The organism is Dyadobacter sp. HNCC25DJ185, from assembly GCF_056895195.1.
Genome location: NZ_JBXHAR010000001.1, coordinates 251,659 through 266,094, shown reverse-complemented (window position 1 = coordinate 266,094; position 14,436 = coordinate 251,659). Strand labels below are relative to the sequence as shown.

Below are 14,436 nucleotides of genomic sequence, written 5' to 3'. Positions count from 1 at the left end.
GATCAAAACCAGATTGCGTATGACAATTTGCCTGAATCCATAGGAACGATCAGTTCCTGCCCCGTCGACGAAGATCTGATCACCGGCTTACGGGCACTGCCGCTGTCGATTTTGATATAATATTGCCTGTCACCGATCACATAAGTTTGGTCGTCCACCTGCTCTATTTTGGATGCGGAAGCCAGCAGACCGTACAGATCAGCTGCGGGATTTTTGACTGTAATGTCCCGGTGAACGCCTTCGCCGGTAACAATGGGCCGGATCTTATCGCTGACGGCCGACCCGAATATCTCATAGCGGAAAGTAGGCAGGTCCTGTGCATCCAACGCATATCCGTCTGGTTCGTATCCTGATCCGGTAGTGTCGGAAGGCCAGGGACTTGCCGGTGTTTTCAGGCGGCTGAGTGTGAGGCGGGGTCTCCCGTTGCGGCTCAGGACGCCTCTTGGCCGGGACGAACCATCCCCCCTGCCCCTCCACATGGGGGTCGTTTCAAGAAAATAACCTCTCCACGATTGCAGCAGCATCCCGAAATCCATGTCATAGGTGTAATGGATCGCATCGGGATGGCCTACCGAGATGGCATGCGTCACGCGATAGGTTTTGTCACCTGCGTCCATTCCCGGCAGGTCCATGAAACTTCGCATCACAACCGGCGCGGGCGCATCCACATACATGGGGCCTTCCTCTTCGTACCGTCCGACGGCAGCCCATGAATCGCCGGTAAATGTCGGAAGCAGTGCAGCACCCGATAACGTCAGGCCAAGTGAGGGCTGCGCCCCCCCGTTGACCTTGGAATAAATAAGCTCAAACGGCAAGTCGCCAGCGGGCAAGTCGGCAGTACGCTCGGGCCGCCAGTTGGGGTCATCCCAGTCAAATATCTCCTTACCATCAATTTTTAACCGGGAAAATCCTCCGTCCGCGACCAAAAAGAGCGAATATTTAGCCGCCTCGCCGATTTCCAGGGTTCCCGTGTAGCGGATCAGAAAGTTGTTGGCCTTGTTGGCGACGGCAGAAGCAAGTTCCTTTGAGCTCCCCTCCGAGTCGGCCTTTAAGAGCCTGAAATCCGGGACCTTTGTATTTTGGCCTTTGTACACCGCATAATGAAGCTGCGTCAATGAAGGGACTGGTGTATGGAGCGGTTTGAAGACAATGTTACGAAAAGCTACCTTACCATGATCGCCTTGTATGAGCAGGGCTCCCTTAGCCACCTCATTGGGTTGGACAGCCCCGGCCGTCTGCCAGGGAAGATCCACGTTATCATGGATCAGTACGCCATTCAGGTAAAGACTGACGATTCTTGCATCCTCTGTTTTTTTGCCTCCCGCGTCGAATCTAGGCGCCCTGAACCTTACTTTCATATGTTGCCAGAGCCCGGCAGCGCGGCTGGCATTTTGCCTGGCCGATTGTCGTCCGTAGATGGAACCGTTGTCGTTTTCACTCACTTTTTTGACCAGCCAGCTATCGAACAGCTGGATTTCGTAGCGGCCCTGAAGATAAATGCCGGAGTTGGAGCCCAGCGCCATCATGTAGTCCAGTTCCAGGTCCAGATCGCCATGTTCGGCCACGGTTTCCAGGTGTGCACGGTTGCTTCCGTCCGGTAAGTTTACCAAAATACCTTTACCTGGCTTGGTTTCCAGCTGGTCGTGCCGCGAAAGGTCCGCAGACACTTCGCCAACAATTTGCCAGTTTTTCCCAGGATTTCTAAAAAAACTGAGATCGTTTAGGGCGACTGATTGAGCTGATAGCTCCGTAAAAGCCAGTGCCAATAAAGCACCGCTCATACAGGCCCGGCGGAGGGAATGTACTTTGCTTCTGAAAAGCATGCGAATTGGTTTTAAAAGTTATTTGTGTTCAAGCCGGAAATATTCTATCTAAAATCCTTCAAAACGATATAGGGACAAGAAACCGTGGTCAGATAAACGGGGTTCTGCTTGTGTGCGGGTGGATAAAAACACTCAAACGGAGCCCCGAAACCCGCCCCTTTCCTGAAATCGTTCTCACGTAAATCGAGTACAAATTCTTTGATCAGCGCTTTGCCCGCCGTGAGATCCGTCTGGGCGATGGTCCAGGCCACCCAGCCAGTGGGAGTTCCCCAATAGGCCCCGTTCTGATATTCGTTTTTTGCAGCCATTGAAACTTCCCAGGCGCTCTGTTCACTGAAATCGTCCGATTTCAGAACATGCCGGATGTTCCCTTTAAAAGCAAGAGTGCCTTTTTTATAAGCACCAGCAAGAAATTGGGAAGTTGCTTTCAGGTTCTCGTCTTCCAGAACGCCCAGGTACGCCGCCAATGCGGTGGCCCATACATCTGCCTGCTTACTTTTGCCGGTGGAGGCCAGAAGCATTCCCCTGTTATCCAGAAACAGTTTCGGAATGGCGCTTTTCAGCTTTGTGGCCACCCCTTTGTAATGCTCCGACCTGGCTCGCTTGCCCAACTTTGAAAACAGGTATTCCAGCTGCCTCGCCGCCTGCAATTTCAGGAGTGAGGCAAAACACAGGTCCCCGGTAATGGTGATGGCATCTCTAAATCCAAAATCCACTGCGCGAAACGCTTCGGTGGTATAAACTACCTCGTTGTCCAGACGGGATGTCGGCGAAGAAAAAGCCGCTTCAAGCCTGTCTATCAACTTTTTACCATTGATCGGCATTGATAATAGTTTGACATTTCCGGTACTTTTGACATAATACCATGCCATTTGAACAAAGAAAAACTGATCACAAAATGGCGGCAGCATCCCAAAGCTCCCGTCACCCTGATCTTCATAGCTATATGTCCCGGGAAAATAAACGGGGAGACTGTCACTGAGCCTGATGTGATCGGCAATGGAACCAACCGGCACCATGGCACCACGGTGGGTAATCCAGGCCTGGTCGCACTGCGTGCCCGCGGTAAGTTTCAGCATATGTACCTGCTCCTGCGCAGAAATAAAGCCCGTTTCGAGCGACATGGCATAATCCCGGATCCAGAATGCCGGATAGTTGCCTCCCGGAGTGATCAGCACGCCCTTCGTGTTGTTGGTATGACCTGCTCCTTTTTCCTGGCCAGGGTAGACCTTTGCTTTTTCCAGAACATCCATGGTGATCTGTTTTAGGAAAGACAGGTCTTCGACAGAGATTAACGGCATATTTCTCCCGTGCTCCGGGATTTGCGCCACGGAACAGGCCGACAACAGCCATAAGAGACAGAGACCTGCCCGCCAGGAAAAATTAAAACCAAGCCTTAAAAGCATCTTCTCGGGACTTGAAAAATGATTCAAATACACTTATTTTCTTCTTACTCAGGTTTGTCGGAAACAAATATCCGAGCGGAATTCAGACGATCCCGCCCCGATATGTAAAACTCAACCAATGAATGTAACCTCCTTTTTTATTAACGCCATTTGCAGCAGCTGCAAAAAGAATCCGCTGCAAAAATGATCTCGTTCATCTGGCCTTCAAATCCGCGAAGCGGTACAACCCGGCTTCTGCGATAAGCGGGGTTGCAAGCGCATCTTTGATCACCACCCTCACGTCCCTGGCTTTTTGAGTGGGAAACCGTAACAGTTTCTTGTACCCGATCGTTGCCGCCCTGCCCGCTTCCTTCCAGTTTTTTCCATCGTACACTTCTACCGAAAAGGATTTCACACGCTGCCCCAATGGTATGTATTCTTTGAGCATGAGGCAGTTGAACTCGGTCTCCTGGTCGAGGTGAAAGCTGATTACCTTGTTATTGGTCTTGACGCCATTGTACCAATACGTATCATCGTCTCCGTCGGTGAGTTCGTAGGATAGAATTTTGTCGCAATCATCATTTTCGCCGGCCATTATCTTGCTGTTGGCCAAAAAGTTATGCTTGTAACCTTCATCCAGGTATTTCTTCAGCCCCATCAGGTTGGTAGAGTCCGTCGGATGGATTTTCCCCCGTTTGTCGGGCGGCAGGTTCAAATTCAGGGAAGTGCCGTTGCCGACCGATTTGAAATAAATCTTGACCAGGCTATCCACGTCCTTCACTTTATCCCTGTTCTCGGAATCGTGGTAAAACCAGCCTTTACGGATCGACACGTCGGTTTCGGCCGGAAGCCAGAATTTACCATTCATATGACCTTTTTCTCCTTCCCAATCTTTGGTGGTACCTGCCCAGGACTGCGTGAAACCCTCACGCGGGCTTGGCGTGTAAGTGGCCCAGCAGGTATCATTGGAATAGCCGCCTTCATTTCCCACCCAGCGGATATCCGGCCCGGCATCACTGAACACCGCCGCATTGGGCTGCAGCTCGCGCACAATTTTCAGTGTCTTTTCCCACTCGTAATAATGGCTCGCATCAATCTTCCTCACCTCCCTTTTCCCTCCGTAATATCCATCGCCGCCATTGGCTCCGTCAAACCAGATCTCAAAGATCGGCCCGTACCCGGTCAGCAGCTCGCGCAGCTGATTGCGGTAGTACTCGACATATTTGGGGGTGCCATAATCGGCATGATTCCTGTCCCACGGTGATAGATATACGCCGAACTTGATGCCCTGTCTTTTGCAGGCTTCGGAGATCTCTTTCACCACATCGCCCTTGCCATTCTTCCATCTGGAGTTTTTAACGGAATGCTCGGTGTATTTGGAAGGCCAGAGACAAAATCCGTCATGGTGCTTGGCGGTCAGGATGGCCCCCTTGAAGCCGGCTTTCTTAAGAGTACCCACAATCTGGTCCGCATCAAAATCCGTCGGATTGAACACCGTTTCGGCTTCGTCGCCATAACCCCATTCTTTGTCTGTGAACGTATTTACGGTAAAGTGAAGAAAGGCATATGTTTCCTGCCGGTGCCAATCGAGCTGCCGCTGGGTGGGCAGCACGCCGTATGCCTCCGGAGCGGCAGGTTCCCTGTTGCAGCCGGCGGCGAACAACAGCATGAGCAGACCTAATTTTTTAAACATAAGGGTTTAGGATTAACGTATTAAAAGCGTTTATGTGAATGCAAATGATCGTTTGCTTATTCCCCGATCCCCAATTCCTTCAGCGTCCACGCCCATCGGTCGGGCACGGTCTTTCGCACCTTTGTAACATCCGCCGTTCTGATCACCGTGGCCTTATTGCCCAGGTTTGTCCGGATGTAACTGGTGACAGACGCCAGCCATTCGTCGGAATTCGATTTCATATCAGGCATCATACCCGGATATGTCTTTCCGTCCACCGGCCCCATGAGGCCATACATCACGATGTTGACCAGCACATTTTTATCGCCCAGTACCCGCGCAGAACCCACGAGCGGGGGTGCTGCCATACCACTTTCCCCAAGCATGATCCCCTTGCCATCGATACCATGACAAGTTGCGCACAATTGTTTGAAAGTAGCCGCTCCGTTGGCGATCAGGGCACTGTCCGGGGCACTGAACCCTTTGGTGTTCACGGTGACCGGTTTTGTCAGTTCCAGCTCCCCGAGGGTCTGGCTAACGGTTGCCGTCAGCAGTTCGTTCCCCGGGCTTTTGTTGATCACATGGGCCAGGATATCCCTCGATTTTTCATTGTTGATAAATCTCAGTGATTGTGTAAGCTGGATACGGACATCAAAATCCGGATCATCCTGGTACTTTTCCAACTGATCCTGTACCGAGGCGTCGCCTTCTTTCAGAAACCGCTCGCTGATGCGGATAGCGGCTTTTCGAAGTTGCGGATGTTCATCCTGCAAAACATTTAAAACCAGGCTCTTGTCTGCGGAACCCAGGCCTTCGAGGGTCCAGAGCGCATGCAGCCTCGTCAGATGCGACGGATTTTCTTTCCAGAAAGCTAATTTATCCCAAAAGGAGATGTCACCCTGTGCGAGCTTCCGCAGTTCCGGAATCGTTTCGCTTGCCTTGCGAAGGATCAGCAAAACCTGGGCATTGTCGCGCACCCAGCCATTCGGATGTGAAAGGTAATCAACCAGCTCCGAATTGGAAGCTTCCAGAAGTTTTGGCGAATCTTCGGGCTTGAAGCCGTCGTGTACCAGTCGGTAAATGCGGCCACGGCCAATATTTTTGTCGAGTTTTTTGCTTAAAATCTGCGGCCGGAGATATGATTTGGGACCTGTCCAGGTGCCTTCCTGGATAATACCCCGGTACATATCGACAATGTAAAGGCAGCCGTCGGGTCCATTGGCCGTATTCACCGGACGAAAGTTCATGTCTTTCGAGGCGATAAACTCCACCTCGTCGTAGGCGTTTTTAAGAATTCTCTTTCCGTTTACATCGGTCACTTTGGCGCGGCGTATCAGCCTGCCTACCGGCTCGGGAATGATATAATCGCCCACCAGATCGGCCGGCAGCCTGTTTCCGCGGTAAATAGACTGTCCGCATGCGCCGGTGAAATGGTTCACGGTACTATCGGCCCTGAGCCGCTTGGCCCCTCCCTCCACATCCGGAGTTGCGATGATCGGCCATACTTTCTCGAACCCCTTTTCCCACTGATCGCGGTAAAATTCGAGTTCCCCGTAAGCAGGGTTTTGCTGAAACCCGAACACCGGGTTCTCACTCCCACCGGCCGAGTAGAACAGCCGTCCATAATTGTCGTAGGTCAATCCCCACTGCCCTCTTGAACCATCCGGCAAAGTATCCGACCGCAACACACCATTTTCGAAGCGATAGCGGATGGGCCCGTTGCTCACGTAAATCCAATTGTCGATGTTCCAGACCAGGCCGCTCTCCTGGTGTTCCAGGTTGCGGTTATCGCGCTGATCGTCTTTGTATACCTGGATTTTCTCGTCGGCTTTTCCGTCCCCGTTGGTATCCTTGTAGCTGTACAGGTTGCCCGTGTAAGTTTCGGCTACCACGAGCCTGTCGTTCAGCGGAAGCATCATCCTGGGCAGTACAAGGCTGTCGATGAAAATGGTGCTTTTATCCATTTTGCCGTCCCCGTTGGTATCTTCCAGCAGCGAGATACGGCTGGCAGGCAGGTTCTCGCCTGTGGCCTCAATGTCCTGCATGTAAGTCCGCATCTCCGCCACATATAACCGCCCGTTGGCATCCCATACGATCGCGACCGGCTCTGCGATCATCGGCTCGCTGGCGACCAGCTCCAGGTGATACCCCTCCGGCAAAGTAGTGGCTCTAATCGTTTCCTCCGGTGACCTGTAGGCAACCGAAGGATGCGGATCCACTGCCTTCTTTTCGGGCGACCGGAAAACGGCTGTCTTGAGTCCGGTGGTACACCCGATGACAAGGAGCAAGAGAATGAAAAAGGGCAATGCTAACTTACGGTACATTGTTATGAATTGATGGTTATTCTGACTATCAACGCGACAAATCCAATGCTGGCAGAACGGTATGTTTTGGCTTAAATTCTTTGTTGAGCAAATGTGCTATCGTGGCGGCGATCTGGCCCTGGTACCACTGGGCTTTCCCTGCCAACTCGCCCCTCGCCCCGATTCCCGGCCCGATGGCAGCCATCCATATCTCGCTGGACCCCGGAGTTTGCCTGTTATGATTGGCCCACTCCTTCCCGACATCGCCGCGCCCATGGTCTGTGGTGACGATCAGGGTTGTTTTGTTTGCGTACCCGGGCGTGGCCTGTATGTATTCCCAAAGCTGGCGGATCCAGTTGTCTGCATTTTGAGCCGCGCCGAGGTAAAGGTCATACTGTCCGCCGTGGGCGAACTCGTCTGTGTCGCCGAATCCAATGAACAGCAGCCGAGGCTTGTTCACCTTCATATATTCCAGGGCGATATGGAAGGTTGCAAAATCCAGTCGCTCGCCGCCGTGGAAAAGGTCGGGGAGCTCGTGCTGCAACCGGTTCAGCTTTTTCTGGTTTTCTGAAAGCTTGCCGGTGACATCTCTGAAGCCGTCATTGACATAAATCCCGCTCCGTTTTTCATTGAATATCGAGCTGAATACCCGCCACGAGCCAAACGCAGCCACACGGCCTTTGAAGGTCGACTCTTTATTCAGGTATTCGAAAACGCTTTCATTGGGATTGGGCACTTCGTTGTTGGAGTTAACCAGGGTATCCGGATAGCCTGTGATGATCTCGTTGTAACCGGGATAGGAAAACCAGTAGGGATTGGCATTGTTCATAAGATGCCCGCGATCCCTGTTACCTGCCAGCAAGCCATTCCCGGCCATTTCGCCCCAGAAAAATGGCATGAGCTTTTTCCTGCGTTCCCCGACCACCGCATCCCAGTATTTTCTTTGAATACCACTTTTATCGTATCCTGCATTTGCGTCGAAAGTGAGCAGGCTGTCGGCGCCTCGGAAGATTTCCTGCCAGCGCATGCCATCGAGTGTGACTACTACTACATTTTCACAACGCGTACCCTGCGCCATTGCCGGAGCAGTGGTAATGAGCAGCAAGACGATCCAAGTATATTTTTTCATTTCCGGTCAATAGGTCTGAGGTCGGAGCAAAACAGTCCGGCTGCCAGAGATTGCTTTAAATTATGGTTCAATTTTCCGGTAACTGATCAATGCAGATCCCGGTTTGGTCTTCATTTCCAATAAAATACCCTCGCTGAGTTTTGCACCCGTCACGACGGTTTTTTCCCCCGTATCTTCGTTCAGCCATTCATAGCTCGCCTTCGGATCCAGACCTGCAGGCCTGATCAGCCAGGATTGCTCCTGACAGGCAGCTCTGCGAAAACCAACCACAATCCCATCCTGCGAGCCAGGCCGGTGCATCTGGTAAGCGAGCCAGTCGTCGTCACCCGTGTTATCACCAATTCCCGATAACGGATAGTAATCGCCGTAAAAAAATGGTCGCAGCCGCTTGAAATCACGGATCGACCGCTGCATATCCGGGATCGTCACCTGGTTCCCGGTAATTTTCCAGTTCAGTACCATGGCGCTGCTCAGGCTAGACCTGAATGTATAAGGATCTGCTTTTGCAAATAGGCCCGTTCCATGCAGCGGCAGGTAAAAGTTCAGGCCATAAGTATGGTTTTGATACCCGTTGGGCTCGCCGTAGTTGTAATCGGTGCGCCATAAAGGTGCGCTCCGCGAGGTCGTTTCGAGGTCCAGCCGCCGTCCGCCGCTGGCACAGTTATCGATCAGGAGCTCCGGAAAACGGACCAGCAAACTGTCCCAATAAGCATAAAGTCCTTCAATGTGCCTGATCTCCGAAATCCCTATCCTGTCGGGCGCATCTGCCAGCTCCCAATACGGCATCGGGTCCATGTTGAAATCCTGTCTGTAATAGTCAATCCCTTCTTTTTTGATCAGGTTACTGATATGCTCTGTCATCCAGAGCCGGGCTTTCGGGTCTCCGAGATTGAAGAGGTGATCTCCTTTTTTGGGGTCGGAAAGTAAAAATTCGGGGTGCTCCTTTTCAACTTGTGTGCCCCTATGCACTCGTTCAGGTTCAAACCAAACCATGAATTTGGCACCGGCTTCGTGCGCTGCGTCGGATATGGGTTTGAGTCCATTGGGAAAGCGCTCTTTTTCAACCGTCCAGTTTCCCACATTCTCCCACCACTGACCTTTTTCCCCTGTCCCGCAGCCGGTATACCACCCCGCATCCAGCCAGAACACCTCTGGTACGATCCCAAACTGCTTGTATCTTTTGATCAACGAAACCGCGTAATCTTCGGTGAGACAGCTGTATTCGTTGCATGGAGGCGGGTCGCCCCAGTTGAAACCGCCGGAAAGGGGATATTCCGCAAACTTGCCATTGACTTTACGCGAATGATGGGCTAACATAAACTGCCTGAACCGGTTATGTCCAATCATCCGATCGGCGCCCTGCCAAAAAAGCATACTGATACGCGGTGTACGGATGGATTCTCCGGCCAACAATTTCAGTTTCAATCTTTCCATGCCGGATTTCAGGTTCAGTCCGGATGCTTTTTGCAGGCTCAGGTCTGCAAACCATTTGCCTGTCCACCCAACAGCCACCACCACCCCGTGCGCACCTGGCATTTCGATATTGAAGAACGGAAACGCAGACTGGTCCGAGGAACGTCCTCCCGTCGGGGTGAGATAAATATGTTTTTCAGCTTCCAGCGTGCTGTCAGCAGCCAGAAAGTCCGTCTTTTTGGCATCCGAACCCATCGCGTAATGCAATGTATATTTTCCGTTGTTGCTTTCAGCAAAGGATTGGTCGGCAACATTTACTTTTTCCAGCACAGGCGAACTGGCGGACCCCGTGTTGGTGAACCCCAACACCCACTCAACGGCCTGAAAATCTTCAAAACCAGTCACTTGGCAAGACACTCTTAATCCTGCTCCGGGTTCAGTGTAGGTAAAAGTATAGCTTGAAATACCTGGGCGGCCAGATTGCTTCTCAGCTTTATATTTCCATTTATGAATGAATGAACGTGACTCTTTCCCTCCGTAAACGAAAGAAAAAGGAGGCACTTTCCCTTTGGCGAAATGGTCGGTAATCCAGCTATCCATGCTTTTTGCTTCGGCTATCGGCCTTTTCTGTGCTGAAACGTAAAACCCGTTTGTCAGGAGCAAGGCGAGAGAAACGACGAGTGCCGATATCAGCCCTGCCCGCCTCTTGTTACGGCCAGTCAAACGACTATAGACTTTTGGAGCACCCATCAGAAAATTTCGCACTGCTAAAAGGATTGGAAATGTTGTGGCATTCATGGAAAACAATACGCATTAAGCATGCCATCCGACTACTAATACAGATAATTTTCCTTCCAGGCATGCTGGCAGGTCATTTGCTTTTTCCGGGTTTTAAAGAGTTGATCCATTCTGCGATTTTCAATGCTTCATCCCGGGGCACCTGGGGCATTGGCGGCATTTCGGTCGCGAATGCCGGCCAGTTGCCAGCCTTCGGCTTAAAGATCAGTTCCACAATCTCTTCATTGGTATAATTGCGTTTGGCAACATCGCTATAGGCTGGCCCAATCTTGCGTTTTCCTGCCTCATGGCACGCCAGGCAAGCATTTTTGGACAGTAACTCTTTCACATCCTCGTAGGCCATTTTTTTACTGCTCACTGCCGCTTCCTTCGCTGCTGGCGCGTTGGCAGGCAAAGTTTTCCTTGTGCTGATGTCACTTAATTTCAAAGGTTCTCCGTCGGGCAAATTATTGAGGGTATAATAAGAGACAGCGTGCAGCAGCTGATCCCCGTCTGCCGCGCTGCGGATGCCCGCCAGATTGATCTCGTGAATGTAATACTGCCTGAGCTGATCCACGACAATACGTGCCTTGAGGCCGTCTGAAGATACCTTCACGCCTTTGACCGTGTTGTCCAGCTTATTCACCGGCGGACTGCCGTAGACGGGATGGTACTTGTAAATGAAGCTTTTGAGCGTATAAGATGCCAGATCTTCGGCAGATTTGCGATCTACCGGCTGTGTGAACTCTACTTCAAATCCGTCCGGCATGGCGCGTACCGCCTTCATCTCGAAAGGCAGCCTTTTGTTCCAGATCAATCTTTCAATGCCCTGTTCGACCCCTACCTCGGATCCCCAGCCCCGATTGGTTTCCCCCACAAATAAGGAGCCGTCCTTTCCCCAATCCATCCGCAATACGCCCGACTGAAACCCGCCTCGAAAGTCAAAAACCGCCCCCTGGTACTCGCCTTTGACCTTTTCCATAAATACCCGCATGACCTTATTCTGCCCCTGGTCCCCTACCAGTATCTGGCCCGAAAACGGCGGCAGATATCCTTCCGGGATCTTCACGATCTCTGAATTGGAGATACCCATGATCGCATGCGGAAGCCAGACCGCCGGTAGCTGCAGGTTTGGGAAAGCTTCTTTGAGGGCAAATAATGGTATGATCTTGCTGGGGTCGTCGTCCGGGGAAATACTGCTGCCATTCGGGCGAAAACGAAATTGAGGGTCTACCTTTTCATAAACTTGTGCCGCAGTTAAACGAAGCGGCGAATTGGGCAATTTCGTCCAGTCCAGGCCAGCCACATGCCCGGTCCAGGAGCCTTTTTAAGATGCCAGATTCCGCCGGACGCCATCCATTCGCCCTGGTTATCGGTATAGAACAACTCCCCGTCGATCATTCCCAAACCACAGGGCGAACGCATGCCTGTTGCCCAGGGCTGGAGTTTTCCATCTTCGCTCACATTCAGGACCCAGCCACGCCAGGGCACCCGGCTTTCGCCCCGAAAGGAAATGTGGAAGGATACATTGGTCGACAGGAAAAACGACCCGTCAGGCGCTATTTTAGGACCATAACTGTATTCGTGGTAATTCCCGGAGACTGGAATGGTGAAAATCGCTTCGATTTTGTCTGCCTTCCCATCGTTGTCCGTATCGGTCAGTTTGGTGAGCTCTCCCCGCTGCACGCAATAGAATGAGCCATTTTTGTAAGCAAGCCCTAAAACTTCGTGCAGACCACTCGCAAACTTTCTGAAAAACGGCTTGCGCGCATTTGGGTTTTCGATGATATAAATATCACCCCGGCGGGTTGAAACGGCAATATTCCCATCGGGCAAGGTAACGAGTCCCCCTACTTCCAGTATGGTACCTTCGGGACCGGTCACCGGTACTATTTTCGAAAAGTCATCTTCCTTCAAAGCCTGCTGCGCAATGGCATGGCTGCGACCGTTAAAAATGGCCAGGGCAATCAGTAATATATTTCTCTTCAATGTTTTACAAAACATGCTTCTATAATTCAGATCATTCATTCCCTTTTTATTTTTGACGGACTCCCGATTTGTTTTCATGGCTCAAAACCATATTTCATAAGAGATTTGCCCGGCAGCTACCGGAACGATCAATTGCTGGCGCCCTGCCGAATTCCGGATCTGTGGCACTTGCCCCTTTCCGGGATGGAAACGGATAAAAAACTGCTTTTCTCCGATCACATACAGTCCTTCGGCGCGCTTTTCAATTTTACCGGCTTCCGCCAGACAGGCAAAAAGACCGTCGGTCGCCCCGGAAACAGTGATTTCCCTGCGTATACCTTCCCTGTTTTCCAAGACACTGGGTGCATCCCTGACATTCACGCCAAAAACATGGTATTCAAACGTCGGCAGGTCCTGGCTGTCGAGCAGATACCCTTTGAACCGATAGCCCGAGCCCAATGTATCGCGCTGCCAGGCTGAACCCGGATCCTGTAATCTGTTCAAAACGAAGCCCGGGAGGTCTGTGCGGGTTATGGTGCCGGTTGGGACCGCAATGGCGTCGCCCCTGCCCTTCCACATCAGCGATGCGTCCAGAAAATGCCCCCGCCAAACCTGTACAAGCGCTCCGTTGTCCAGGTCGTAGGTATAGCTGATGCCCGCGGGTGTACCGGCCGAAATACCGTGGGCCACAAAATAAGGCTGCTTCGAGGGATCGTCGTCGGGCAGGTTGATGAAGCTGCGGAGGATTGTATTTTCGTTTGCCTCCACATACACCGGCCCGTCGTGGTCGTAAGCACCCACCGACGCCCAGGAATCTCCGTTGAAAAGCGGAATCATTTTGGGGCCGCTCAGCCAGATCCCCAATGCGGCGGGGTCGAGGTCAAGCTTTGAATAGATCATCTCAAAATCCAGATTACCCGCCGGCAAACTGACCTTCCGGGCTGGCCGCCAGTTGGGCGAATCCCAATCGAAAACTTCCCTTCCGTGGATCGTTAGTTCGGAAAAACCATGATCGGCGATCGGGAAGACCGAATAGGTGCCGGCCTCCGCAATGTGCAGCTTGCCGTGGTAGCGGATCAGGTAATCGTTGGCCCAGGGGGAAACATTCGAGAGCATTTGGACGGATGTGCCGGCCCTGACCGGTTTGAGTTTGGAAAAATCAGGTATCTGGGCAAATTTCCCTTTGTAAACCTCATATTGAAACGGCAAGAAAACGGCCTGTGATTCCGAAAGATTGGTAAAACGGATATTCCGGAATGCCACCGGCCCATGGTCGCCTTGTATCAGCAGAGGACCTGCTGCAACTTCCCCCGACCCGATCGCACCAGCGGTAGGGCCGGTCAGTTCGAGATTTTCGTGGATCACGGTCCCGTTCAGCTCCGCCCTGATCACGCGGGCATTTTCCACTTTCTTTCCCGTCCGGTCAAATCTCGGAGCCCGGAAAGATAATTTCAGATGCTGCCAGAGGCCAGGCGTTTTGCTCGCATTCTGCCGCGCGGCACGGTACCCGTAAATAGCGCCGTTACCCGTTAGATCCGGCTTTGCGGCAAGCCAGCTATCCAGTAATTGAAACTCGTAACGACCCTGAAGGTAAATTCCCGAATTGGATTCTCTGGCCATCATATAATCCAGTTCCAGATCAAGATCGCCATGTGTTGCGCGGGTCACGATGTTGGCATTGCCCTTGTGTTTGGGAAGGTTAACCAACACGCCCATGCCTTTTACGACGTGCAGCGCGTGTTTTTTTCCAAGATCCGCATTCACGTCACCCGCAACCTGCCAGTTATCTGCGGTATTTGAAAAAAAGGATAGATCGGTCAAAGGAATGACATCGGAAGCAGACTGTGCACAGGTCTGACACCTGAAAAATGCAGACACAACAACAATTATGCAAAGGCAGATACTGAAGCGGGTAATTCGCACGGTGGTCTTGTTTTTTAAATTCTTCATAAAAATTGATTGGAGC

At 51.8% G+C, this 14,436-nt stretch carries 9 protein-coding genes; all 9 read right to left on the bottom strand.

Going from position 1 to position 14,436, the window contains the following annotated elements; genetic code table 11:
* Positions 1-2 precede the first annotated feature (2 nt).
* Positions 3-1,823 (bottom strand): 3-keto-alpha-glucoside-1,2-lyase-like domain-containing protein, encoded by a 1,821-nt coding sequence (locus AC1XUF_RS01080; RefSeq protein WP_483339726.1) that lies wholly within the window; start codon positions 1,821-1,823, stop codon positions 3-5.
* A gap of 44 nt (positions 1,824-1,867) precedes the next feature.
* A complete protein-coding gene (locus tag AC1XUF_RS01075) occupies positions 1,868-3,256 on the bottom strand; it encodes a hypothetical protein (protein ID WP_483339724.1) in 1,389 nt (462 codons plus the stop codon).
* Between the two features lie 166 nt (positions 3,257-3,422).
* Positions 3,423-4,901, bottom strand: coding sequence for an alpha-L-fucosidase (locus AC1XUF_RS01070; protein WP_483339722.1), 1,479 nt, complete (start codon positions 4,899-4,901; stop codon positions 3,423-3,425).
* Between the two features lie 56 nt (positions 4,902-4,957).
* Positions 4,958-7,204: a DUF7133 domain-containing protein gene (locus AC1XUF_RS01065; protein ID WP_483339720.1), complete on the bottom strand. Its 2,247-nt coding sequence runs from the start codon at positions 7,202-7,204 to the stop codon at positions 4,958-4,960.
* Positions 7,205-7,232: 28 nt separating this feature from the next.
* Complete coding sequence (locus tag AC1XUF_RS01060) at positions 7,233-8,312, bottom strand: alkaline phosphatase family protein (RefSeq protein ID WP_483339718.1); 1,080 nt, start codon at positions 8,310-8,312, stop codon at positions 7,233-7,235.
* A 60-nt stretch (positions 8,313-8,372) separates the two neighbouring features.
* Positions 8,373-10,523, bottom strand: a complete 2,151-nt coding sequence (locus AC1XUF_RS01055) for a glycoside hydrolase family 36 protein (protein ID WP_483339716.1) — start codon at positions 10,521-10,523, stop codon at positions 8,373-8,375.
* A gap of 73 nt (positions 10,524-10,596) precedes the next feature.
* A complete protein-coding gene (locus AC1XUF_RS01050; RefSeq protein ID WP_483339714.1) occupies positions 10,597-11,808 on the bottom strand; it encodes a c-type cytochrome in 1,212 nt (403 codons plus the stop codon).
* Positions 11,760-12,569: a PQQ-dependent sugar dehydrogenase family protein gene (locus AC1XUF_RS01045; protein ID WP_483339713.1), complete on the bottom strand. Its 810-nt coding sequence runs from the start codon at positions 12,567-12,569 to the stop codon at positions 11,760-11,762. Before AC1XUF_RS01045 ends, AC1XUF_RS01050 begins: the two co-directional genes overlap by 49 nt.
* 3 nt (positions 12,570-12,572) lie before the next feature.
* Positions 12,573-14,420, bottom strand: coding sequence for a 3-keto-alpha-glucoside-1,2-lyase-like domain-containing protein (locus AC1XUF_RS01040; protein ID WP_483339711.1), 1,848 nt, complete (start codon positions 14,418-14,420; stop codon positions 12,573-12,575).
* Positions 14,421-14,436 lie beyond the last annotated feature (16 nt).